This is a genomic window from Eubacterium sp. An3, assembly GCF_002159465.1.
Lineage (GTDB): Bacteria > Bacillota > Clostridia > Lachnospirales > Lachnospiraceae > Anaerobutyricum > Anaerobutyricum stercoris.
Genome location: NZ_NFIR01000022.1, coordinates 1 through 26,994, shown reverse-complemented (window position 1 = coordinate 26,994; position 26,994 = coordinate 1). Strand labels below are relative to the sequence as shown.

The following is a 26,994-nucleotide window of genomic DNA, read 5'->3' as shown; positions in this document are numbered from 1 at the left end:
ACAATCGGTCAAGAGAAAAAGTAAAGCAATTCTTTTTTATGCTTTTTTCCGTGTTTCATGCGCGTTACTTCACCGTCACCGTAATCTTTTTGCTGACGCCGTTTTGCGCGATGGCATAGACGGTGGTGGTTCCTTTGCTCTTTGCCTTGATGACGCCTTTTCTGTTCACAGCGGCAATGGTCTCGTCCACTACAACGTAGCGAATTTCATCACAGTGCTGCTGGCAGATGCGGTTCTTCGGCAGAACAACGGATGCCTTGATTTTCTTTTTCTTTCCGGCTTTTACGGAAATCTTCGTCTTATTCACTTTTACCTTCACCGGGTTGGCGTATCTTGTGCTTCCCGCGGTGACTGCGTGAACCACCGGCGTTTCGCTGATGACAACTCTCTTACCGTTCACCTTCTTAAATGCCTTGATCTGATATTTGTACCAGGCAGCGCTCTTCAGCTTCTTATGAGTCCAGGTGGTGCGGTCGCCAGAGACGACAGTCTTGACTCTCTTCACCGTCTTTTCCTGTTTTTTGCTGCGGGTGTTGCAGGTATCGGCCAGAATGATGTATCCGTCCGCACCGTCCACTTTGTTCCAGGAGAGACAGTTTTTATTTCTTCCCGCTCTGATCGGTTTTACGACAATCGGCTTCGGAAGCATCTCCGTGCTTTCTGTGTAGCTGTGACCGCAGCGCCGGCAGGTGTAGGTCTTCGTGCCTTCCTTCTGGGTGGTCGGATCTGTGGACGCTGTCTGCGTGTAATCATGACCAGTGGCTTTGATCACCTGCCCCCTCGCTACCAGCGCGCCGCAATCGGTGCAGTAAGTATCGCCGGTATATCCGTCTTCGGTACAGGTTGCCTCTTTCGCACCGCGAACCTCTGTGTTCTTGTGCTCGGTCATGGCAAATTCAGCCGACACGGCAATGTCTTTCCTGATGTCTGTCAGGGTCACGCTCACAGCTTCTCCGCGATTTGCAGCTTTCGCTTTGGTATTCGCGGCGTCGCCGCCCCATTTTGCAAAACGGTAATGATTATCCGGCGTTGCGGTAAATGTAACGGCGCTTCCCTCTGCCACAGCGGTGCCGTCGGTGATGACATTGCCGTCATTATCCCGGGCGGTAATGCCGCCGTGCTCTGTCTGCCCGATAGAGACAGTGTAATAATTTACCGTATCCACCTGGAGACGAATGTCCCTGGTTACATTTTCGATGGTCACCGCGTAGCTGCCGTCGTCGTTTTTGGTGTAGGATAAACGGTTGCCGGTTTCGCTGCGGGTCTTCCGGCTTTCACCTTCGCCGGCCAGGCGTATATCCGTAATCCACTTGCCTTCACCCGGCACCAGAGTGAAGCTTACGCTGCCTTTGTCTCGGATTGTGTCTTCGTACTCCGGCTCCTCCGGCAATGTGTCCGGTATGCGGACAAGGTTTTCGATGTGATAATCGTTCTTTCCGTCTTCGTCGCTGTCGTAGTCAGTCTCTTCCGGAACGTCCCACGCTTCGATCTCACGGAAGGAAACAGAAACAATGGCGTTGCGGTTCAGTCCTTCCAGAAGCAGTGCATTTTCCAGGCCCAGCTCCTGTCCGGTCACGGCGGAGCCGTCGCTGTAAGTGACAGTCCATGCATCGATCATCTGACCGGCCGGAGGCGTCACGGTAAAGCGCACGTTCTTGCCGCTTAATACCTGTACGGATTTGCCCACCGCCTCAATATTCTCATAAGACGTATAATCATCGCCGTAACCGGCTGCCACCGCCGGATGGCACTGGTCTTCCAGTCCCTCAGGAATCTCGAAGGATACCTCCACCAGCTCTGCCGGGGAGAATTCTGCGATGATGCTCTCCGCTCTGGTCACATCTTCAATGGTGTAGGTGAGAGAATCGCTGGCCACACCGTTCCATGCGCTTAGGAAACTGTATTCGTCATGAGGAACAGCTGTGACACTCACCGTGCTGTGGCGCGGCGCGGTAAATGTACCGTCTTTTATATCTGTCACCAGTTTTCCGTTGAGGGTCACTTCCAGAGCGCCGCTGCCGGTTCCCGTGGTTCCCACAGTAATCTCGTAGGACGGGATAGCCTCAAACTTCACGTACACCTGCGCGTCCCCGTAGAGGGAATCGATCACGTAGGTATTCTGTTCATACTGTGTTCCCTCGATTCTTGATTCTTCCGTCATGGACGCATCGGAGTACCAGCCTTCCACCAGATATCCTTCCGCCGGCGTTGCCTGGAAGGTTACTCTGTTATAGGAAGGAACTGCTGTGCCGGAGGTAATGGCTTCGGCCTCCTGTCCGTCCTTCGCCGTCTTGGCCGTCACTTCTCCCATGGACGCATCGTTGCCGCCAAAGGTCACGGTGCCGGTCGCAAGCTCATAGATCACCCTCACCTTGTGGCTGTCTTTGCTGACGGTCAGCGTGTAGCTGTCTTCGCTTGTCTGGGTGTCAGCGCCGTCCACCATCCAGGTCTTCACGCGGTAATTCTTATCCGGCGCCGCGGTAAAGACAATCTTATCTCCTTTCGCGCCTTTGTCTCCGTTCCGGAATGGTTCACCGTTCAGGGAAGCGCTCAGACTTCCGCCGGTGTTTTCGCTGCCGCTGATATCCTCCGCACTGAAAGTCACCTGACAGTTTGGCTCCTGCGCAAAGACAGCGGTCACCTGTACATTTGCTTCCAGGGTAAGGGTCAGCACATTCTCTTTCAGGCTATTTTCCGGAACCGTGACTCCGTCCACCTTCCAGCCGGCAAACTTCATGCCGGCGTCCGGTGCGGCGGTAAATGTGATCTCTCTGCCGCCTCTCACACTGGCTCCGTTTGATACTTCGTTATGGTCTGTCGCATTTTCGGCAGTCACCGTACCGCCTGTGGCGGACCATGCGACGGTATATGGCAGCCGGTCAAAGACTGCCTTCACATCGGTGACACTGTCGGCCTTAATCTCACGGGTAAATGTATTGCCGGTCTCGCCGGATACCATCTCTCCGTCCATCTCCCAGCCCACAACCTCATAGCCGTCTGCAGCCTCGGCAGTAAATGTCACTTCCGAATCCGCCGCCAGAGTGTTGCCGGAATAGAACGGTCTTCCGGTACGGTTGTTGACCGCCGTCACCGTGCCGCCGGCCGTCTCGTCGTCAAGGATGCTCCTTGCGCCGAAGGTCAGCTTGTTTCCTGTCTGTGCCAGCTGCGCCATGACGCGCACCGGTTCTGTATCTTTCTCCGTTACCGTATAAGTAAATGTATCGTTGTCAGAATTTACTGTACTGATGCCTTCCGTGACTTCCTCGCCGTTGACAAACCATTTGGCTGCCTCATAGCCCTTGTCCGGGGTCACGGTAAATGTGATGACGGAATCCCGGTAAATATCTGTGAGACTGCCGCTCTGTGCCGGTTCTTCTGTGGTCTGTCTGTATTCTTCGGCGCCGAAGCGTTCGACGGAAACCTCCATGGTTCCGTGTACGCCGTCGCCCAGATCATAGAGACTGTACTCGGCCTTTGTCACCGGAGTGATCGGCTTGAAGGACACGGTCACTTTTACATCTTCCGTAAAGCCCTGCTCTCCCGGCGTCAGCGTCAGAAGAACATCGGAGCTGTTTTCCACCCGCTCCATGCTGCCGGTCACAGCTTCTGCCTTATCTGCAATTACTGTCCCGGCCGCTGCCTCAAGAGTTTCACCATTTATAAGAACAGTGTCTATCTCATAGCCGTAATCCGGAGATACCGTCAGCACAATGTCCTCTGTCCGGTATTTATCCAGATAAGAGCCGGACTGCAGTTCCCCGCAGGTTACAGTATTGTCGGCATCCGCTCCCGGAATCTCGACCGCCTCGTAGGTGAGTGTCGGACGTTTTTCCAGATGAACAGTCACCCATGTCTCATCGGAGAGACTGGTAAGGGTGTAGGTTACGGCATCCTTGCCCTCGGCCACAACGGCTTCCCCGCCGCCGCCCTGCCGGAGCGTCCAGTTCTTCACCTGATATTCTTCCGGAAGACTGGTCGTAAAGTCCACCGGTATGTAGGCAGTGTACGCCGTACCGTTCTCAAGCTCTGTGCCATTCCAGGAGGCGCGGAGTACATTTTCCACGTCCACGGTACTTCCGTCTTCGTCAACCGCCGCAAAATGAAGCTGGTACGTCTTCATCTCAGAGACGAGAATCTCCACCCGGAGGTTCTCCTGTACGTTGGATACAGTGTAAGTGCCGGCATTGCCGGAAACCACCTCGTAATCGCCCTCGGCGTCATAGACTCTCCACTCGCGGACGATGTTTGTGTCCGGAAGCTTGGCTGTGAAGGTCAGGGAAGAGCCTCTCCTGGCCGTGCCGTCTTCTGATAAGCCATCCACGGTAATCTCACAGCCCGGAACCGTGTTGCCTTCGTCATCCACCACGGAAGTCTCCACGGTGTAGAATTCTTCCGGCTCAAACTCCACCTGTACGGTGGTATCGGCGGCCAGCCGCTCCAGATCCAGAGTATCGCCTGCATAGATGCTTCCGTCGGCATTGCGCCTGATTACAGGCGTTCCGCTTCCTTCCGTGACAGTCCACTGTTTTACCACGTAGCCGTTATCCGGTGCTGCGCTCAGGCGAACGCTCTTGCCTGCGGCCACAATCTCCGGTGAAGTCAGGGCTGCGCCGCTTCCCTCGCCGTCTTTTATGTACTGTGCGGTGATGCTGCCGTTATCACCGGCGGAGAATGTCAGTTGGTAGCTGGCTGGCTCAAAGCTTACCTGCACATGCATCTCCTTTTTCAGAGCAGGAACGATCAGCCGGTTTCCGCTCACCGTGTAATCTTCCCCTTCGGTCAGCGGCTGTCCTTCTCCGTCTGTCACCGTCCATTCCTTCACCTGGAAGTTCTCATGAGCATCTGCCACAAAGGTGATTTTTGTACCTTCCGTGAGAGATGCGCCGGAATCAAAGGCCGCCTGATTATCGCCGTAGTATCCCCGCAGAGTTCCGTTGGCTCCGGACTCATAGGAGACGCTGCGGACGCCGGCCACGATGTTATAAAGGCCGTTCTCCATGGTTGCGTCATATTTGTCCAGGAACTGCCGCACAGTCTCGGTATAGGCGGCTTCTCCGTTGCCGCTGCCGCTTCCTGCGCCGGCGTCTTCCGCATCGCTGCCTCCTGCGTCGTCATCTCCCGCCTCCGTCTGATAAGCCAGTCCGGTGATATAATCATTGGCTCCGGAGTCCACGGTCAGTTCCGGTCTGCTGGTGATCGTAAGCAGTGTCTCCGGGCGGAAGGCTTCCGCATCGGTATCAAGGATGGCGGTTTTCTCCGCGTCGCCCGTATAGCTGGTCTTCACCTCGCTGAGTTTCGGAATCTTGTTGGCCGTATCCGTGCTCGAAATGCCTTTCCTGGACGGTGCCGTAAATGTCACCGGCCGTTTCAGCACATTTACATAGCAGGTAGCTTCGTCGTCTCCCACCTGCGCTGTAAATGTATAGTCTCCCGGTTTCTTCGGCGTACAGGTCACGCCCGCCGTGCTGCCGGAAAGAGTTTCTTCCTCGATATTGCCATCATCCTTCTTATACTGCATCTTGTAGACAACAGAGGTACCGGAAGGCAGATCTGTAAGCGTCACATTGCCTGCTTCATCCGTTCTGGCCTCCTTTATAGCAAGGCTGAGGCTGTCTCCGTAAACGGCACTGCTCTCTCCCTGCAGCACGTAGCCTACCTTGCCTTCCGGACCGTCCGTGGCAAAATAGCTGGCCGTGCCGGAGGAACTGTTGAGCATCTCATTGCCGCCGAAGGTAGCCGTTATGGTGTAATTGCCCGCTTTCACCGGCGTCCACGTTGCAGTCGCCGTGCCCTGGCCTTCGCCTGTCACATCGGCAGAGACAGCGGTGAAATCACCGGTTCTGTTGTTGACCATCTGGAAGGTGACGCCGCCGTCCACCGACTTTCCTTCGCTCAAGGAAGCCACGTTGGCCGTAAGGGTCACAGAATCGCCGCTCACCGCCGTGTAGACGATTCTTTCCCGCTCTTCCTGTACGGTAACTGCCGATTCTTCCGGAAGCACGTTGTAAGTTTCTGAAGCATCAGCCAGTCCCGTCGGCACGATCAGATAGATCTCCTTCATGATGAATCCGGTGACTGGTTCCTCGCCGCCTTCTTCCCCTTCGCCAGTCGGAGGAATCTCCGGTTCCTCGCCCGAAGAAGTATCTTCCACCTTCTGATAATAGTGAACAACTCCCTGTTCATCGGTCTTCTGATAGAGTCTGACAGCGGAATCCTTCCAGTCCTGCCATACCTCATAGGTCACACCACCGACGATCTCGGTTCCCGGATTGGAGGAATATACCGGCTCCGGCGCAAGATAGCCGCCCTCATCGGTCCACTCTTTTACTCCGTCGGTCCATGCCTCTTCTTCGTCAGTCCACAGAGTCATCACGCCGTCGACCATCTGGTACAGGCGCGGACGACCGGAAATGCCCGCCTCGTTCTTTGCATAGAGGTTCACGAAGACGCCCAGTCCTTCTCCTTCACCGTCTTTTTGTTCTACCTGCCAGCAAAGGTATTCGGTCGCGGAATCGCCGCTGCCCTCCGCCGGTTCCGGCCCGTCATATTCGTAGATCTGCTGCTCCGTGCCGGTCAGCCGGTCCGGAGAGAGACCTTCCACGGCCTGGCTTCCTTCCTCGTCCCAGGCAAAGTAATCGTCCGGCTGGCTCAGAAGGATTCTTCTTGTCGCCGTCTGTCCGGATCCTTCCGAACCGTCCGTGAGGTCTTCGAGAATGTAGTAGCTGTCGTCGCTCTGGGAGCGGTAAATGTATTCCGGCTGCGCGGTGTTTTCACCTGACTGCACATTTTTATTCTCATAAATCTGATAGGTTTCCGTTACATTTTCTTCTTTTGTACCGCCGTCTGCACCGACAGTCTCCGGCGTGGTCACCGTCGCCGTGGCGATCACGTTGACGTTTTCTTTTATGGTCTCTGATATGGAATAATCGGCGCTTCCCGTATTCTTCGATTCATTAAGAGCCGATACGGTCACCTGCGAATCCGCTTTGTCCACGGTGAGCATGCGCGCCTCGCTGTATGAGTAGGCCCGTCTGCCGTTATGCACCTCTGAGACAACACAGCGGTAACGGTTTCCGTCCATATCTTTTGTGACATTTTTCAGCGTGAGCGTACTGCTGCTTCCCCCGATGTTCTCCCACACGGTGGAGTCCGCCGCTCTCTTCTGCCAGGAATAGGTCAGTCCGGTTTCCACGCCCTGGGACGGTGTGGCGTCCACGGTAAAGGATGCCGTATCACCCGGCGATACGCGGACGTCGTCGCTGATGCTGTGGATCTCCGGCGCCGGCCCGTCCTTTAAGGTCGTTCCCGTCACCAGAGACGAATACTCCGACACAACCCGGTCTCCGTTATCATCCACGCCGACGGAACGGATGGCAAAGGTATAATCGCTGCTCGGTTCCAGATCTTCATAGGTGAAAGAGGTCTCCTCCCCGTCCAGGGTGGCGATAAGAGAATAGCCGCTGTCCGCCACGCTGTCCTCAAAATACTGATAGATCTCGTAGCTGACCGGTCTTCTTGCGCCGTGTTCCCAGCTTAATGTAATGGAATCCTGTGTTACTGTGTCCACTGCGATATTCTTCGGGAGACTCGGCGGTTCCACCACGTTTCTGACCAGATATCCGAGCACCGGCACCTCGGTGTCGCCCACATTGGCCCGCCATGTACCGAACTTCCACTGGAAGGAGTACGGATATTCTGTGGACGGAGGGGACGCCACTGTTCCCGCCTTGGTTACATTATTGTACTCAAAGGTGGTGCTTCCTCCGCCCCAGCCGCCTCCGCCGCTGAAGCCGCCCCCGATGGAGAAAACGTTGTCCTTGCCGCCGGAAAGTCCAACCTTCAGCTCAAAGCTGTTGTTGTAGGACTGGCTGGCGCTTGAGGTCTCGCCGGTGGTGATGGACTGGCTTGTCATGGCCGTCGTGGTGCCGGAAGAACAGGAGACAAAGTCCTTCGCTCCCGTGAAATCCGTAAGCCCCGCGGCGCTTGTCTTATAGGTGGACGGCTGTCCCGGAGTGGAACCCAGAACGCTGTCGCTGATGACCTTATCCTTCATGGCATCATCCTGTGCGGCCAGCGTATTGTACTCATCCATCTCCATGACGCTGTACACCGGATTATCCTGTATGCCCACCGTCATACTGTAAGTCTCTCCGCCTCTGGCCGGGTGGACGTCATAGTAATACAGCGTCACCGGCGTCCGGTACAGAACCACGCTGTCTTCCATAAAGCCGCCCTCGAAGTTTACGCCGTATTCTATGCTCTTCTCCTGCTCATATTCCCACTCCCATTCATGGCTGTAGGAAGCTTCCGCAGTAAAACTTAAGATTCCCGGCAGGATGGACTTTTCTCCACTGATATAAGCCCCCGCTGCCGCGGACTTCGTCGTGGATTCACTGCCGCCGGAGCCTTCCACCTTCTCAAAGCTGGTGCTTCCCACTCCGTCCGGATATTCATCCATCAGATCCTCAAAATACGGCGCTGCCTGCAGAATCGCCAGTACATTTACATTAGTATATGTATATTCCTTGCGGGAATACACCATCGTATCCGTGTCATCGTCGGCGTCCACTGCCGCCAGCGCCACAAAAAGATGATCGCCGCCGCTGTTATGGTAGCGCACATACTCCCAGAGATTATCGTAATAATTCCCCGGCGCCTGCTGCTCGCCCTCATGCTTCGTCGTTTTCCCCATTACATTTACATTGTAGAAAAAGTAATTGAGGCTCATCTGTTTGTATCCGGTGGTGTAATATACCTGCTCAATGCCCAGATCATTACCGTCAAAATTGCCGGCCACCGCCGTCTCCATCCATGTGTTGCTGATAATATATCCATTGATACCGTCATCGGATTTCGTATATTTATCATAGGTATGTTCATGCGCCCATTCGCTATCCTTAAACTGATACATGGAACCTTCCAGGAACATTCTCTCACTGTCGTTCCTGCCGTTGATGGCCACACAGGTGAGCGCCGGCGGCGCCTGGATGTTATCGCCCGTATACAGACCGTCTTTTACGAATCCGTTCATGTCCACCTTCAGGGCGGCGCCCTTGCTCATCTTCCCGGTATTCGTGTCATATGCCAGAGTCATCACGGCAAACTGGCTGCCGTTTAAGCTGTCATTGCTGGCTCCCGTGCTGTAATAGCCGGCCACCACGATCTCCGGAAAGCCGTTGTAGTCGATGTCACCGGCAGCGCAGGAAGCGCTTCTGAGATAGACAGCGCCGTCATTCATCCGGAAGGTGTCGCCCCATTTCGCCAGGGTTCCGGAATCATTCATCTTGTAGATGCCGAGAGCTGAACTTCTGTCCGTGATCTTTTTGGTGTCATCGTTCTCATGAAGATTGGCAAAGGAACCGAGCATCAAAAGCTCATCTTTGCCGTCCCGGTCCAGGTCGGCGGCCTCCAATGACGCCTGCACCATGGCCCGTTTGGTTCTTCCGTCATTATTAAATTCGCCGGAAATGTTCGCATCCGCTCCCATAAATGCACTGTAGGAGATCTCATTTCCCACCTGAGTAAATGTACCGTTGTTATCCTTCAGGATACGCACTCTCGGATTGCCCCGCTGCGGGATATAGACGGCCACCTCGTCATCGCCGTCGCCGTCAAAGTCCCCGGCTGTCAGGTTAAAGAAGCTGGTGTACTCCCACTGGGCGATGTCGTCGAACCAGTCGCTGTTGTCACCGCCGCCCACATCAATGGTATAATCCGGCCCCTGCTGTTTGGTCCGGGTGTTGTAGTTCCACACCACGATGTCGTTATTCTTAAGTCCCACCATGGCGACCATATAATCGTGTCCCTGCCCGTCAGGGTCATAAGCCTTGGAAACCACAAAGTCCGCCTCGCTCTGACTGCCGCGGCTGGCAAGGGACACCTGCGTTCCCGCCGTCACTCCCTGCTGCGGTTTTACGTCATTCCAGTAATCCACATTCATGGAACCTTTGGATGACCGGAAAACAAAAGGTTCCATGATTGGATTGAGGGCCGTATATCCTTTTCCGTACGGATTCTTTCCGTCCTTCGGATTAAATTCCTCCGGTGGTTCCGTGGAGAACCCATACTGGTCCGTCGCCGCCTCCGTCTGTATCGGACTGCGCCCAAGAAGCGGCGCAACGAGACAGAAAACCAGCAGAATTGCTATGATTCTTTTTCTCACTTTTCTCTCCTTTCCCTTTCTCCTCTTTCCGGACGTCATATTAACGCCGGTCTCCTCTTTTTTTGTCAAATATTACCCAAAAATCATTACCATCTTCCTGGATAGTATTTGACGTCTTTTTTTACATGTAATATAGTAACATAATCTCTTCTCCCCCGGTTCTACCACTGGGTCGTCAGAATGAACCACTGAGTCGTCTGACACATGACCTCCGCTCCTGTTTTATCTGACCGAACCGCTCAAAATCTTACCGAACAGGTATTGGACTTTTTGTGATTTTTCTATATAATACATATATATCATTTTTACATCAGGAGGAGCGTTATGCCGCAAATCGCAGTCTGCGAAGACGATAAGACCGATCTGTGTCTGCTGCAGAACACACTAGAATACATACGACAGGAATTTCCTGTACAGACGAATATTGACTATTATCCAAGCGGCGAGGCATTGATGGAAGCTGTCCGGCAAAATGTCCGCTATGATCTGCTTCTGCTGGACATTTATCTCACCGGTATGAGCGGCATTGAGACCGCCCGCTGTATCCGAAACATTATCCCGGAAGTACAAATTGCTTTCCTCACTTCTGCCAGGGAGTACGCGCTTGACGCTTTTGATTTATATGCTGTCCATTATCTTATCAAACCAGTAAACAACGACAGTCTCCGGGAACTGTTTCGACGTTTCTTTCGTCATCTTCACCGCCCGGAAAAATATCTGGAGATTCATTCTGACAGCAAAAATTATACTTTCCCTCTGGAGCAGGTGCAGAAAATCCAGAGTAATAACAAGGGCGTTGATATTTACCTGAAAAATATCCCGAAGCCACAGCGGATTCCTCTTCCGCTCATACGGGTGGAAGAACAACTGAACCCGGAATATTTTCTCAAAATATCCCGGGGGCTTATCGTCCATATGTCCTACATTCTATATATTGATAAAAATGTATGCAAATTCCGGGACGGAACGTCTGCGCTGATCAGCCGGGGCGAGAAAGTTTCCGTCCGAAAAAAATATAATGATTACTTATTCGCACATTCACGGAAAGGAGATTATTTATGACTTACGTGGATTTTATCTGGCAGGCGCCGGGTTTTCTCCTGCAGACGCTTCCCATTGCGCTGCTTTGCTTTGTCCCATTTGAAAAAAAGGAGCTGCTTCTTCCCCGCAGAACACTTCATTATTTAATAACAGCAGGAGTGCTGATTTTTTCCATCGGTTTTGTTCTGATGCATTTTCTGATTTCCGTGGTATCCAGAAGAACACATCAATTTTTGCGATCTACTTCCAACCTCTATATGTGTGTCTTCGTCCTGCTTTTCGTTATTTTTTTCTTTTACGTGATTCGCGCCGCCGCCGCAAAAAAAATACTGGTTCTGACTCTCTTGATTCATTACGAAGCTATTTTATTCACGGCGGTGTCTGTTTTGAACGGCATCATCCAGGATCCCCTGAAACAGAAGTTTCCGATCATTTACGGTCCTCAGGATATTTTTCTCTATATGACCGGGATTATAATTACATGTCCTGTCGTTTATGTCTTTCTTAAACATGTAGTAAAAGCCGGATTTCCATATATGACCAATCCCATTTTGCACCGTGGATGTATTTACCTGCTCAGCGCGCTCCTGCTGTATAGTTTCTGTATCTTTTCTTTGACGAACTATGAATTTTATTACGGAGTGACAGGATATCCGCTTCTTCTCTTTTTACTGGCATTTATTTTGACTGACGCCATCCTTTACTACATGTTTTTCTCTGAGGTACACCTCTCAGCCGAGAATCGTGAGCTGCAGGATCAGCTGAGAACTTTCGATGAGAAATACCGCCAGATCAGCGCCAGCGTCGCCGAATCCCGCCGGGCCCGCCACGATATCCGCCATCATCTCAATGTTATCGGCGCCCTGCACCGGGAAGGGAAGGACGAAGAGCTCGACCGGTATCTGGAACAGTACGAGGCCTTCTGCCAGGAACTTGAGAAAATGCCGCTGTCCGGCTATTCCTCGCTGGACAGTATTCTGCGATACTATATCCAGCAGGCCAGAGAAGAAAAAATCACTGTCCACACAGATCTTCAGCCTCTGCCCAACACAATGCGTTTCGACGCCATAGATCTGACCGTCCTGCTGGGTAATCTGATGGAAAACGCCATTGAATCCTGCCGGAAACTTCCGGTGTCAGAAGACCGTTTCCTGCATATCTGGATACGTCTGGAAAATGTATCCCTTCTCATGCAGGTTGAAAACGCCTGCTCCGCGGAAGGTCCTGATTCTCCCGATTTCTCCGACGGCAGAGAGTTTATTTCCACCAAGCACACCGTACTCCGTGGCCAGGGTTTAAAAAGTATCCGCTGCATCGCCGGAAAATACGGGGGCAGCGCCGAATTTAAAAAAACGGAAGGCATATTCACCGCACGAATTGTGCTGAACCTTCCGTAACGCAAAGATTGTCATACAGATTGTCATAAAAAAGCCCCGGAGACGCCGGAACAGATCATCAATGTTCCGGCACCTCCGGGGTATATTTTTGTTTCAGTGATTGCCGGGCCGCAGGCCCGCATTGTATTTTCTAATCCAGTTCCAGCTTACCGGTATAAAGCTGATAATATGTTCCTTTCAGCTTCAGCAGCTCGTCGTGAGTTCCCCGTTCGATGATACGTCCATGCTCCAGAACCATAATGGCGTCACTGTTCCTTATGGTTGAAAGACGATGGGCGATAACAAATACGGTACGTCCCTTCATCAGGTTATCCATACCTTTCTGCACGATACTCTCAGTTCTTGTGTCAATAGAGGACGTAGCCTCGTCAAGAATCAGCACAGGCGGGTCCGCAATGGCTGCTCTGGCAATGGCAAGGAGCTGTCTTTGTCCCTGGGAAAGTTCTTCACCATCACCGCTCAGATGGGTGTTATAGCCGTCCGGCAGCATACGGATGAATCCGTCGGCATGTGCCAGTTGTGCTGCTTTATACACTTCCTCATCGGTGGCGTCCAGTTTACCATAGCGGATATTCTCCATAATCGTTCCGGTAAACAGATGTGTATCCTGTAAAACGATTCCCAAAGAACGACGCAGGTCCGCCTTTTTAATCTTGTTGATATTGATACCATCGTAACGGATCTTGCCGTCCGCAACGTCATAGAACCGGTTGATCAGGTTGGTAATGGTGGTCTTTCCGGCTCCCGTGGAACCGACGAACGCCAGCTTCTGTCCCGGCTTCGCATAAAGGCTCAGATCATGAAGCACCATGTGATCCGACACATAACCAAAGGTCATATCATCAAACTGTACGTCTCCCTTCAGCTCAGTGTAGGTCACAGTTCCGTCCGCCTGATGCGGATGCTTCCACGCCCATAAGCCGGTTCTCTCTTCACACTCGGTGATATTGCCGGCAGCATCTTTCTTTGCGTTGACCAGGGTAACATATCCCTCATCTACCTCCGGCTCCTCATCCATCATCTTAAAGATTCGTTCCGCACCGGCCAGCGCCATGATAATGGAGTTGAACTGCTGCGCGATCTGCATAAACGGCTGAGTAAAACTTCTGGTAAACTGCAGGTAGGACGCCATAACGCCGAGGGTGATGTTGCCGATTCCCATGACAGAAAGGAATCCGCCGAACACTGCTGTCAGCACAAACAGAAGGTTACCCATATTTCCTATGATCGGGCCCATAATGCTGGCAAATGTATGTGCTTTGGAGGAACTTTCAAACAGTTCCTCATTAAACTTGTCAAACTCTTCCTCAGACATTTTTTCATGGTTAAATACCTTAACCACTCTCTGCCCGCTCATTCGCTCTTCCACAAAACCGGTGATATTAGCCAGGTCAAGCTGCTGGCGAATGAAATATCTTCCGCTGTTGCCGGATACAATTTTTGATACAAAAAACATCAGAATAATCATCAGCACTGCCAGCACTGTGAGAATCGGGCTCAGCACCAGCATGGAAATAAATGTGACAACGATGGTAAAGGCTGACATCAGCACCTGTGGAATCGACTGATTGATCATCTGCCTTAAAGTATCTGTATCGTTGGTGTAAAGACTCATGATGGAGCCGTTGGTATTCTGGTCAAAATAGCGGATCGGCAGCGTCTGCATGTGAGCGAACATCTCGTCACGGACACGTTTCAGAACGCCCTGTCCGATCACAACCATTAACCGGCTGTATACAAATGTGGCGATGACTCCGCAGAGAAAAATGGTTCCCAGCACTGTCAGCGCAAAATAAAGCTCAGAATAATCCGGATTCTGCTGTCCAATCAGCGGAATGATATAATCATCCAGCAGGAAACGCAGGGAAAGCGATACGGAGATTGACGCGATGGAGCTCACAAGGATACAGAAAATAACAAGGATGAACTGTATCTTATATGTACTGGTCACATACCTCAGCAGACGCTTCGCTGTCTTGATAGTCCCGCCGGTAACCTTTGGTTTTTCTGGTCTACTCATTGTCAGCGCCTCCTTTCACCTGTGATTCATATACTTCTCTGTAGATCTCATTGGTCTTCAGGAGTTCTTCTGAAGTTCCGATGCCATTGATCTCACCGTTATCCATAACGATGATCATATCTGCATCTTCCACAGAAGACACTCTCTGCGCGATAATAATCTTGGTTGTATCCGGAATCTCCTCCCGGAACGCCTGACGGATCATTGCGTCAGTTTTGGTATCCACCGCACTGGTGGAATCATCCAGAATAAGAATCTTCGGCTTTTTAAGAAGCGCTCTGGCAATACAAAGCCTCTGTTTCTGACCGCCGGACACGTTATTACCGCCTTCCACGATCATCGTCTCATATTTATTCGGGAACTCCTGAATAAAGCTGTCGGCCTGGGCCAGTTTACAGACTCTCTGCACTTCCTCATCACTGGCATTCTCATCACCCCAGCGGATATTTTCATATATAGTTCCCGTAAACAGCACGTTTTTCTGAAGCACCATGGACACCTGGTCACGAAGCGCCTTCAGGTTATACTTTCGCACATCGACGCCGCCGACCTTCACACAGCCGCCCGTCACATCATAAAGCCTTGGGATAAGCTGTACCAGAGTGGATTTGGCGCTTCCGGTACCGCCGATCACACCAATGATCTGACCGCTCTTGATATGAAGATTCACATCCTTTAAGGACAGGTTGCCGCCCTCACCGGAATAACTGAAATCCACATGCTCAAAATCAATATCTCCGCTGGCAACTTCCGTGAGAGCATTCTCATCATCTATCATCTCAGGCACTTCATCCAGCACTTCCTGAATACGATCTGTGGATGCTTCCGCAATCATGATCATAACGAATACGAAAGTTACCATCATCAATGACATGAGAATCTGGAGGGCGTACACGATAATACTGGTAAGCTCTCCTGTCTGCATAGTTCCCCGGATGATGCTCTCGCCGCCCACTAATACCATGAAAAGCACAACGCCGTAAATGGTAAACTGCATAACCGGCGAGTTCCACGCCACAATTTTTTCCGCTTTGGTAAAGAGCTTAAATACAATAGTGGAAATCTTTCCAAACTTCTCATTTTCATGATCCTCACGAACATAAGCCTTAACCACACGGGCTGCATTTACATTTTCCTGCACCGTATTATTCAGCACGTCATACTCATCAAACACCTGAATAAAATGCGGATGCGCCTTCTTGGCAATAAAGATCAGCACGCCCCCCAGAATCGGGATCATGGCAAGCAGAAGAAGCGCGATCGGCACGTTGATGGTGAGAGTCATGACCCATGACAAAACGATCATGATCGGCGCACGGGCCAGCAGGCGGATGGTAAACATATACGCCATCTGCACATTGGTGATATCTGTCGTCAGACGGGTCACCAGACTCGGCGTGGAAAAATGGTCAATGTTTCCAAATGAAAAATCCTGAATCTTATAGAAGATATCATGCCGCAGATTCTTGGCATAACCGGCCGAGGCAATCGCTCCAAGCTGTCCGGCCTTCGCTCCGAAAAACAGAGCTACCATGGCAAGAAGCACCAGAACGACTCCAAGTCTGATGATATATCCAATATCTCCGTTGGCAATGCCAACGTCAATGATATTAGCCATCAGAAGCGGTATGAGCACCTCCATAAATACTTCCAGCGCCACAAAAACAGGCGTCAGTATCGTCTCCCGCTTATACTCGCGGACAGAACGAAGTAATTTCCTATTCATGTTTTGTTGTCTCCTTTCCTCTGTCATTCTCATAATCGGCTAAATTTGCAGACATTCGCTCCAGCACATGGATACAAACTTCCAGCTCCTCCCTGGGAATATCTTTTCGAAGAAGAGCCTCCATATAACGGATATTGGAAATAATGTGCCCATGAAGCTCTTTGGTCTTCTCTGTAGGGACAATCTTTTTCAGCCGTGCGTCCCTTTCCACGGTCTCACGGTAAATGTATCCTTCTTTTTCAAGAAACTGCAGGATACCAGTTGCTGTCGAGCGGCGAATCTGGAACGCCTTCTCCACATCCTTCTGGTAGATATCCCTCTCCACGGTCTGAAACGCTATGTAATGCAGCACCAGACTCTGCATGTTGGTCAGACCGCTCTCTTCCTCCAAAGCACACATCTGCCGTTTCAGCTGGTGGGACAGACCATTAATCATCCGCCCCACATGGTAAGTAGAATCGTATTCATTCCGACCTTCCATATACATACCCTCTTCAATCTCTTCTTTGCAGAATATTATCAGACGAGACGGAACCCGCCCCGCCTGATAATTAGTTCGGTAGCTAACAATATAATATATAGAATAAAAATTATTGTCAACCCGTTAAAATGCACAAGAAACAGAAAGAAAACTTTTAGTTTTTTGACACACATTCTTTCTTTGTTACAAAAAAGTGTCATCTGCATTTATATTCTGTAGTCATCACAATATTCCATCCCGCCTTGCTAAAAATACCATTTTAACGTTTTGATCTCAAATGGATGGAAAGTGAGAAGAGCCTCGCTGGTATTCACAGCGTCAGTTTCTGCGCCGGTACTTTCCTCCTTCTGGAAATCCCGTTCCAGAAGATTACATGGCGCCATCCTTTTTACCGGGAAATCTGACGAAACCACAACCGACGTCCGGCCGCCCCGGCACTCATGCATCCGGACAATGAGACAGTCTTCGTCCTCTGCTTTTTTGACTGCGTCAATCTGAACGCTGCAGGCGGCAGAAGCCGGATGTCCGGATATTTTCACCAGCCGGCGCTGTTCCGTCATCCTGCCCGCCACGACCTGGGCCGGCAGATTCAGACGGCATGCCTCCTCAATGACGCCGCCCTCAGTTACTGCTCCTTCATGCGGGAACAGAGCATAAATAAAAGTATGCTCTCCCATATCCGCCTCCGTGTCCGGATTCTTCGCGCTTTTCAGCAGGCTCAGCTTCATAGCGTTGTCCTTGATACTATAGCCGTATTTAGAGTCATTGAGCAGACTGACGCCGTATCCTGTCTCCGACAGATCCGCCCATTTATGACCACAGACTTCAAATCGGGCCCAATCCCAGCTGGTATTCCAGTGCGTCGGTCTCTCCACATGACCAAACTGCGTATCATACGCAGCTTTCGTGGCGCGGATATCCGTATAAAAAGCGGTCTTAAGCAGCCGGTGATCTTCCCTCCAGTCTACCCAGGTCTTAAAATCAATCCTCTTTGAATCCCGGTACAAAATCATATCCTGCACCAGACGGGACTTCCTGTACCGATACACAAAGCGCAGCACTATCTTGAAGGCGTTCTCTTCCACCAGCCGCACCGGCTCGCAGATGCTCATGGTCTCCATCTTCTGGGTGTAATAAATATCAATATCCCAGGCGTCAAAATCCATCGGCTTATCCTCATAGACTTCCAGCACATTTCCTTTCTGCCCCTCTCTCAGCACTGAGCGTCCTGCCTTCTTATCATACAATTTTGTCAGCTGACCGTCCGCATTCCAGGCAAGGAAATAAAAAGGAGTTTCCAGGGTATTATCTTTATAAATAAATGAAGGCTGTGAAACACCGGAGTTTTCTTCTCTCTTCTCCGAATCAATTTTCACCGAAGTATCCTCCACAGTAAATGTCACATTCTTGACGGCAAATGGCTCCACATCTACCAGCAGCTCATAGCCTTCCGCTGTTCTGTCCGCTTCCAGCTCATTTCCTTTCCCGTCATAAAAACGCCCGCTCTCCTTCACCGGCACTGTCACCAGCTCTCTGCCTCCAAAGCTGCAGGCAGAATAGATGGAGAAGTTCTGGCTCTGTTGGTTGTCTGTCAGCTGGGCAACCAGATTCTGATTCTGGCCGGCCGGCACATCCGGAGTCTCATTCTGTTCCGTCAGCTGCCCCAATACATTTTCAAGCACCTCTTCCACCCGGCGTTCCGCTTTTCCGTAATTGATTCTGGAATCATCGTACACCTCATGAATGGAGGAACCCGGAATGATATCGTGGAACTGATGAAGCAGCACACACTCCCAGCTCTCATGCAGAGCTTTCTGCGGATAATCACCGCCCAGACACCAGGACAGAGATGCCAGCCATTCAGTCTTAAGCAGCTTATTCTCCAGACGGCGGTTCATTTTCTTATTATATCCCTGCGAAGTGTAGGTTCCCCGGTGATACTCCAGATACAGCTCCCCGTCCCAGGTATGCACATAACGGTCAGTGTTCTCCACATTTTCGTGCATTTTCCGGAAAAATGCTCCGGCAGTGCCGGTCTTCACATTTGGCAGCCCCGGAACCGCATCCATGGCACGGCGCATGGCGAGCATTTCCCGGTTGACACCGCCTCCTCCGTCCCCGTATCCATAAGATATGAGCGTATCCCTGCTGATGTCCTTATTCCGGAACTTCTTCCAGCTTCCAAGAACCGCCCGCGGATTCATGTACCCGTTATACGTGGAGAACCGGTCCGTCATCTCCCGTCCTTCGTCCGGCGTGTTGACAAAATATGTGAGAATCTCCGTGCCGTCGATTCCCCGCCACCAGAACAGATCATTGGGAATCGTGTTAAACTGGTTCCAGCTGATTTTTGTCGTCATAAATGTATCAATCTCGCAGAGCTTCAGAATCTGCGGCAGCGCCCAGCTGTATCCGAACACATCCGGCAGCCACAGATACTCGCATTTCTTCCCGAACTCCCTCTCAAAAAAACGGGTGCCGTGAAGGAACTGCCGCACCAGCGATTCCCCCGACGGGATATTACAGTCGGCCTCCACCCACATGCCGCCGTCCGGCTCCCATTTTCCTTCCTTTACCTTCAGGCGGATTCTCTCATACAACTCCGGGCAGTCCTCTTTGACATACTGATACAACTGAGGCTGCGTCTGCAGAAAAACATAATCATCATATTCTTCCATCAGCCGCAGCACCGTAGCAAACGACCGCTGCGCCTTCTCTCTCGTATGTTTGAGCCGCCAGAGCCAGGCCACGTCAATGTGGGTATGTCCCACCGCGTGAACCGTGATATCCGTGCTCTTCTTCATGCGGGACAATTCATCCACCAGAACCTGATACGCCCGGTCAACGGAGCCATAAAATGAAGATTCCTGTTCCATATTTTCGCAGGCAGCATCCTCATCCCAGTCAATACACAAAAGCGCCCGGTCGAGAGCCGCCGTAAGCCCGGCGTAATTCACATCATCCTCCGGCAGCAGCCGCAGCGTCTCCGTTACCGCCTTTGCCAGATGATACATTTCATCGGTATTGCAGTGAAGATATCCGACGTCCGCCTGGCGGCACTGATGATAGAAAGTGCGGTGCGAACCGCCGCCCTCCAATCCGGTCCAGAGCAGAAAGGCGAGCTTGGCTTTCTCTCCCTCTTTTCCTGTAAAAATAACCTCCTTATGGTTGGTATCCACCCCCTGATACGGATGGCCATCCACATACAGCAGCGACTCAAATCCACTGTTATTTCCATCTCCGGTCTCTCCAAAATCAAAAAGCCCCACGACCCGGCACCCCTCTTTTGCCGTGGGCAGAACCAGATCTTTTTCCAGCCAGAGATACCGGTCCCTCCCCGAAAAGAAGTCATTTATTCCAAATTTCTCTCCTTCGTCTGCAATTCCTTCCGGCGGCGCCCCATAATAATGCTCGTCCTCTCCCAGCCTTCCCGGAACAGCTGCAAAGGGGGCAACGCACATAAGCCCAAAATACCTTCTCCTCCCCAGCTCTTCCACTCTTCTTTCAAACTTTTCCACTGTAAAAAACATTGATATACTCCTCCTGATATATAATAAGTTCCGGCTTATGGCACAACAGGAGTTCCAACGGAACATCCCCTAAAACACAAAAACTCTCCGGATTGCGTAGTTATATCTTACAACAACCTGGAGAGTTACACAATTTTCTTTTTTTGTTCCTGATAGAAAAAATAATCCCTATTTTCTGCCGCTCGCCACTGCCTTTCCAATATCATTGACAGACTCCTGCAGCTTCTCAAAAAACAGACCGGAATGATAACCATCGCACACCGCATGGGCAATGGTCAGATTCACCGGAGCTGTTGTCTTGCCAGCATCGGTTTCATACTTTCCGATGGTGATAATCGGAAAATACGACGGCTCCCCGTTTGGCACCCTGCTGGTATAGCTGGTAAACGCCGTCCACGGCGCGCAGGAAATGCAGTAAAAATTAGGCGGCTGATTCTTTCTCGCCTTGATTCCTTTTACGTCTTTATACTTCTCCATGTCCTCCGTAATGGTCCGGTAAAATGTATCAAAATCTTCACAGTAATCCGACCAGCAGTCGGAAAATGTCTTGTCATCCTCATGAAAGATGGTATAGCTTGGAATCACCCGGTTCCACACGCAGAGACTGCCGTCCCCGTCCAGAAACATCCGCAAGTTCTCAATCTCATTGACTACCTTCGTCACAAAATAAATCATCGACGGATAGAATCTGTACCCGCCTGCGTGGCAGAAATCCAGCAGTTTTGTGATGTCAATGGAAGTCGTGATGCTGTACTCCACTTTTAATCTCTCGGTATAATATTTATAATGTTCCCGGCGCGGCCAGGATTCCATGTCTATTTTTCTGTAAGTATTCATACGTCGTCCCTTCTGTCATGTCAAAGCAAATTTCATCATACAGAGCAAAATCAAGCAATCTACTTCTTTGCATTCTCTTCCAATTCCAATATGTATTTATCAAAATCAGACATAAACAATCTATCCTGAACAACACGGTATTTTTCAAATTCAGTCTCAGCTTTTACCTTGGCAATCTCTGCTGTGATTTTTCCCGCATCTTGTAAGACTTCTCTATCATCTGCCATCAGGAATAAATCCAGTCGTTTCGACCAATCTTCCATCGTCATTGGTATATGGCGCTCTGCACGGTCTTCTGCCAAATCCAGGTAAGCAGATACAATACGCTCTAATGAACGACTCTCTTGCTCTGAAAGATAATTCTTCGCAATACTGACATCGCTTTTTACAATCTTACCTTCCGGTGCTGCTGCCCATGTGGTAAGTCCCATATGTGGTTTCTCTGCATCCGCACGCTCATAAATCAGTTCCGCTGCTGTATGCCCATGTACTGCATAGTACATCTTATTCTGTACTTTTGCGAAGAACTGTTTTGTCGTTTTTGCTGTGCGATCATAGTCAAGCGTTCATCATCCATAACCCATCCTTTGATGGTATAGTCCTTCACGATACCGTTGGCCCATTTACGGAACTGTACAGCTCGTTCATTGTTTACCTTAAAACCAACTGCTATAATCATTTGAAGATTGTAATGCTTAGTATTACGAGTCACCTGACGGGAACCTTCCGTTTGAACTATCCGGAAATTCCGGATAGTTGAATCTTCTTCAAGCTCTGAGTCCGAATAAATCTTTTTGATATGCTCGTTGATTGTTCGAACATCCACATCATACAATGTGGCCATCATCTTCTGTGTCAGCCAAATATTCTCATCCTCATAACGCATTTCAAAGCTATTTTGTTGGCCGCCAACAGAAGCAACGTAAGTCAAATATTCTGCTGCGCTGGAACGGATGGATATTTCCTCTTTTTTCTTTTTCAAATTAAATGTCCTCCTCCTTTCTTATTTTGCCGCCTAAATCCCTGTGTTAATCTCATTATTTGCAAATACATATCAAATACTTTCATATTTGTATTATACATTATTTAGTAAATCAAGACAATTATCAATCTTCGTTCTATAAGATATCATTCAGGCAATATACATTACACAGTTTTTATAGAGCATAATCAAATCACTATAGTAAAAACCAGAGGATCTTCCGTACAATTTTATATAGTTTCACTCATCCATCACAAATGAACTCTTCTTTCGAATAATTCCCTTCCTGCCAGAATTCTTGCCTGGCAAATCCCGGTATTCATCTCGATGCCGGAATATCCCGTGAGAATATCCCATAAAAATGTAAAAACAGCGCCCTGCTCCAAAGAGCAGGACGCTGCCAATATTGCTTATATTCTATGCACTTCTATCCGCGAACCGCAGTAATTATTTTGCGGCGATTGCTGCCTGTGCTGCTGCAAGACGAGCGATCGGTACACGGAATGGTGAGCAGGATACATAGTCAAGACCGATCTTGTAGCAGAATTCTACGGAAGATGGGTCTCCACCGTGCTCGCCACAGATACCGCAGTGGAGGTCAGCTCTCTGGCCTTTACCTAATTTCACTGCCATATCCATTAACTTACCAACGCCATCCTGGTCGAGTTTAGCGAATGGATCGTTCTCGAAGATCTTAGCGTCGTAGTAAGCATCCAGGAACTTGCCGGCATCGTCACGGGAGAAGCCGAATGTCATCTGTGTTAAGTCGTTTGTACCGAAGCAGAAGAACTCAGCCTCTTTTGCGATCTCGTCGGCAAGTAATGCTGCACGAGGAATCTCGATCATGGTACCAACTTCGTATTTGAGGTTGGAGCCTTTAGCTGCGATCTCAGCGTCTGCTGTCTTAACAACGATCTCTTTCACGTATTTCAGCTCTTTTAATTCGCCTACTAACGGAATCATGATCTCAGGAACGATAGTCCAGTCTGCATGTTTCTCCTGAACAGCCATTGCTGCACGGATAACAGCTTTTGTCTGCATAACAGCGATCTCTGGGTATGTTACTGTCAGACGGCATCCACGATGTCCCATCATTGGGTTGAACTCTTTGAGACCTTCGATGATTGCTTTGATATCTTCAACAGTCTTGCCCTGAGCGTCAGCCAGTTTCTTGATATCTTCTTCTGTCTGAGGAACGAACTCATGCAGAGGCGGATCCAGGAAACGGATTGTTACAGGGTTGCCTTCCATAGCTTCGAATAACTGCTCGAAGTCTCCCTGCTGGTATGGAAGAATCTTCTCAAGAGCTTCTTCTCTTTCTTCTACTGTATCTGCACAGATCATCTCGCGGAATGCGTCGATTCTGTCGCCTTCGAAGAACATATGCTCTGTACGGCAAAGGCCGATACCTTCAGCGCCCAGCTCACGAGCTCTCTTAGCGTCTGCAGGTGTATCTGCGTTGGTACGTACGCCCATGGTTCTGTATTTGTCAGCCCATGCCATGATACGTCCGAACTCACCGGCAATCGTAGCGTCTACTGTAGGGATGATACCGTCGTAGATGTTACCTGTGGAACCATCAAGGGAGATAGGATCTCCTTCGTGGAACTCTTTGCCGTTAAGAGTGAACTTTTTGTTCTCTTCGTCCATAATGATGTCGCCACATCCGGATACACAGCAAGCACCCATACCACGGGCAACTACGGCTGCGTGAGATGTCATACCACCACGAACTGTCAGGATACCCTGTGCACTCTTCATACCTTCGATATCCTCTGGGGATGTCTCAAGACGAACAAGGATAACCTTTTCTCCTCTTGCTGCCCATTCTTTAGCATCTTCTGCTGTGAAGACAATCTTACCGCATGCAGCTCCCGGTGATGCACCAAGGGCTTTTGCCATAGGAGCAGCTTTCTTCAGTGCTTCTGCATCGAACTGAGGATGTAATAATGTGTCAAGGTTACGAGGGTCGATCATTGCAACAGCTTCTTCTTCTGTTCTCATTCCCTCATCTACTAAATCGCAGGCAATCTTTAAAGCAGCCTGTGCTGTTCTCTTACCGTTACGTGTCTGTAACATGTAAAGCTTCTTGTTCTCAACAGTGAACTCCATGTCCTGCATATCTCTGTAGTGATCTTCCAGAGTCTTGCAAACCTGTTTGAACTGTTCGAAAGCTTCCGGGAACTTCTCTTCCATCTGAGCGATCGGCATTGGTGTACGAACACCGGCAACTACGTCCTCGCCCTGTGCGTTTGTTAAGAACTCACCCATAAGCTTCTTCTCGCCTGTAGCAGGGTCACGGGTAAATGCAACACCTGTACCACAGTCATCGCCCATGTTACCAAATGCCATGCTCTGTACGTTAACAGCAGTACCCCAGCTGTATGGGATATCGTTGTCACGACGATATACGTTGGCACGTGGGTTGTCCCAGGAACGGAATACGGCTTTGATAGCGCCCATTAACTGTTCCTTCGGATCTGTCGGGAAATCATCCCCGATCTTCTCTTTATATTCAGCCTTGAACTGGGAAGCCAGCTCTTTTAAGTCATCAGCAGTCAGGTCAACGTCCTGTGTTACGCCTTTTTCTGCTTTCATTTTGTCAATTAATTCTTCGAAGTATTTCTTACCTACTTCCATAACTACGTCAGAATACATCTGGATGAATCTTCTGTAGCAGTCCCAAGCCCAACGTGGGTTGCCGGATTTTGCAGCCAATACTTCAACAACGTCTTCATTTAAACCAAGGTTCAGGATAGTATCCATCATACCTGGCATGGATGCACGAGCACCGGAACGAACGGAAACCAGAAGAGGATTCTCTTTATCACCGAATTTCTTTCCAGTGATCTCTTCCATCTTTGTGATGTACTCCATGATCTGTGCCTGGATCTCATCATTAATCTGTCTTCCATCTTCATAGTACTGTGTACACGCCTCAGTTGTGATAGTGAAACCCTGAGGTACAGGCAGACCAATGTTAGTCATCTCAGCAAGGTTAGCGCCTTTGCCGCCGAGAAGATTTCTCATTGTGGCATCGCCTTCGGTAAACAGGTATACCCATTTTTTTGCCATTGTTGTTCCTCCTTAAAAATTATCTATATTCTGCACACGTAACGCACATGATTCCTCACATGCGCAACTATTATAGCACAAAAAAAATTGATGCGCCATATTTTTCACGAAATATTGTCAAAAATATTTCATCGAAAACGCTGTTTTTTCTTATTCCTCGTAATCTTCCCCGTCAAAGTTTTCATCACCTGACAATCGATTGATATATTTCGGGTGATATTTGGAATAAACGATGATCTGTTCTCGGTAAAGTCCCTTGTATCCGGAGAACAGATAGCTGACAGAAATGACCAGAAGAATGAACACCGCTCCCTCAAACCCGAACAGCTCAAATCCTATTAACATAGAAGTAATCGGGCAGTTTGTGACGCCGCAGAACACCGCCGTCATGCCGAGGGCCGCACATAGAGAAGGAGAGATTCCCATGAGACTGCCGAACAGACAGCCGAAGGTGGCTCCGGTACAGAACGCCGGCACAATCTCGCCGCCCTTAAATCCCGCCGCCAGCGTCAGGGACGTGAACAGCATTTTCAGAAGGAAAGCGTAAGACGGCGTTTCGCCGTGCTCGATAGCCCGCTCGATGAGCTCCGTTCCCGCCCCGTTATAGTCAAAATCACCCACCAGCATTGTTAAAAGAATAACCAGTATGCCGCCGGCAACCACTCTTATGTATGGATTTTTGAAACATTTATCATAAAATGCATTGGCCCCTCGCAGGAAATTACAAAAAATAATGCTGACCACAGCGCAGCAGATTCCCAGCAGAACAAGCTTTCCGAAGCTCTCAAAAGATACGGCGGGAATCCCTGTCACATGATATGCTTCCGGCAGAATCCCCAGGCTGAGGGCAAACTGATTGGCCACCAGGGACGCAAACACGCAGGGCAGCAGCGCCGCGTAATGCATGATTCCCACGCTGATCATTTCCATGGGAAAGATGGCCGCCGCCATGGGCGTCCCGAACACCGCGGAGAAAGCCGCGCTCATTCCGCTCATCATCAGTATTTTCCGGTCTCCCTCATCCAGATGAAACAGCTGCCCCAGCGTATTTCCAAGGCTGCCGCCCATCTGCAGGGCCGCTCCCTCTCTTCCGGCGGAACCGCCGAAGAGATGCGTGATCAGAGTAGCGCCAAAAATCAGCGGCGCCAGATAGACCGGCACATGCTGTTCACTGTGATGCACCGCCGTGATCAGAAGGTTCGTCCCCGAGTCCTTTTTGATGCCGCAGAGCCGGTACAGCCACACAATGAGCAGACCGCCCGCCGGCAGTAAAAACAAAAGAAAAGGAAATACATTTCTTATGCGGGTCACCTCCGCAAGACCCAGCGTGAACAGGCTGCTGAAGCCGCCCGCCACAAGACCCACGATAAAGGCGCGCAGCATCCACAGGATACCGGTCTTTAAGTTAAAAAGTATCATCTTCAGATAGTGAATCTCCACTTCTTTGATCTGCTGCTGTATCTTTTTTAAATTTTCACTGATTTTCTCTCTCATCGTTTTATTCCTGCTTTTCAAAATAATCCACTTATCATTTTACACATATTGGCGCAGCTTTGCAACATCGTTCTGTCTCCACACAACAAAAAAGTATCATACATTTTCCAAAAAATCACTTCTACCCCCCCAGCCTGTCCGAAAACCTCATTTTCAGGCATAAATTTAGCCCCTTTCCTTCTTTTCTGTGACATTGAAAACTGAACAAAATACACAGAATGAAGGAAGGGGCTTATCCCTTTTCCATTA

General features: G+C 50.1%; 11 protein-coding genes and 1 pseudogene. 2 read left to right on the top strand and 10 right to left on the bottom strand.

From position 1 onward, the window contains the following. Positions 1-64 precede the first annotated feature (64 nt). Entirely contained in the window at positions 65-10,162 is a 10,098-nt protein-coding gene (locus B5F87_RS15055; protein ID WP_158097059.1) for a fibronectin type III domain-containing protein, read from the bottom strand. A 324-nt stretch (positions 10,163-10,486) separates the two neighbouring features. Between B5F87_RS15055 and B5F87_RS15050 the strand changes: the two genes are divergently transcribed. Both B5F87_RS15050 and B5F87_RS15045 read left to right on the top strand, forming a co-directional pair. After that, a complete protein-coding gene (locus B5F87_RS15050; RefSeq protein WP_087282467.1) occupies positions 10,487-11,224 on the top strand; it encodes a LytTR family DNA-binding domain-containing protein in 738 nt (245 codons plus the stop codon). Next, positions 11,221-12,600 (top strand): sensor histidine kinase, encoded by a 1,380-nt coding sequence (locus B5F87_RS15045; protein WP_087282465.1) that lies wholly within the window; start codon positions 11,221-11,223, stop codon positions 12,598-12,600. The genes B5F87_RS15050 and B5F87_RS15045 overlap by 4 nt, the downstream gene beginning before the upstream one ends. A 130-nt stretch (positions 12,601-12,730) precedes the next feature. Here B5F87_RS15045 and B5F87_RS15040 read toward each other — a convergent pair whose 3' ends face one another. The 9 genes and pseudogenes from B5F87_RS15040 to B5F87_RS21225 form a co-directional block, all read right to left on the bottom strand. Next, on the bottom strand, positions 12,731-14,620 hold the full coding sequence (locus B5F87_RS15040; protein ID WP_087282463.1) for an ABC transporter ATP-binding protein: 1,890 nt from the start codon (positions 14,618-14,620) through the stop codon (positions 12,731-12,733). Next, a complete protein-coding gene (locus tag B5F87_RS15035; RefSeq protein WP_087282461.1) occupies positions 14,613-16,346 on the bottom strand; it encodes an ABC transporter ATP-binding protein in 1,734 nt (577 codons plus the stop codon). The genes B5F87_RS15040 and B5F87_RS15035 overlap by 8 nt, the downstream gene beginning before the upstream one ends. Next, positions 16,339-16,827 (bottom strand): MarR family transcriptional regulator, encoded by a 489-nt coding sequence (locus B5F87_RS15030; protein ID WP_087282459.1) that lies wholly within the window; start codon positions 16,825-16,827, stop codon positions 16,339-16,341. The genes B5F87_RS15035 and B5F87_RS15030 overlap by 8 nt, the downstream gene beginning before the upstream one ends. Positions 16,828-17,072: 245 nt before the next feature. Beyond that, entirely contained in the window at positions 17,073-20,357 is a 3,285-nt protein-coding gene (locus B5F87_RS15025; protein ID WP_087282456.1) for an alpha-mannosidase, read from the bottom strand. A gap of 168 nt (positions 20,358-20,525) precedes the next feature. Beyond that, positions 20,526-21,194 (bottom strand): chloramphenicol acetyltransferase, encoded by a 669-nt coding sequence (locus B5F87_RS15020; protein WP_087282452.1) that lies wholly within the window; start codon positions 21,192-21,194, stop codon positions 20,526-20,528. Positions 21,195-21,253: 59 nt separating this feature from the next. Continuing rightward, positions 21,254-22,176: pseudogene (gene rhuM, locus B5F87_RS15015) on the bottom strand (RhuM family protein). A gap of 447 nt (positions 22,177-22,623) precedes the next feature. Then, a complete protein-coding gene (gene ppdK / locus B5F87_RS15010; RefSeq protein ID WP_087282450.1) occupies positions 22,624-25,251 on the bottom strand; it encodes a pyruvate, phosphate dikinase in 2,628 nt (875 codons plus the stop codon). 150 nt (positions 25,252-25,401) lie between these two features. Next, on the bottom strand, positions 25,402-26,745 hold the full coding sequence (locus tag B5F87_RS15005) for a chloride channel protein (protein WP_087282447.1): 1,344 nt from the start codon (positions 26,743-26,745) through the stop codon (positions 25,402-25,404). 17 nt (positions 26,746-26,762) lie between these two features. Then, the coding region (locus B5F87_RS21225; protein ID WP_204246081.1) for a hypothetical protein at positions 26,763-26,994 on the bottom strand (232 nt) is incomplete at its 5' end.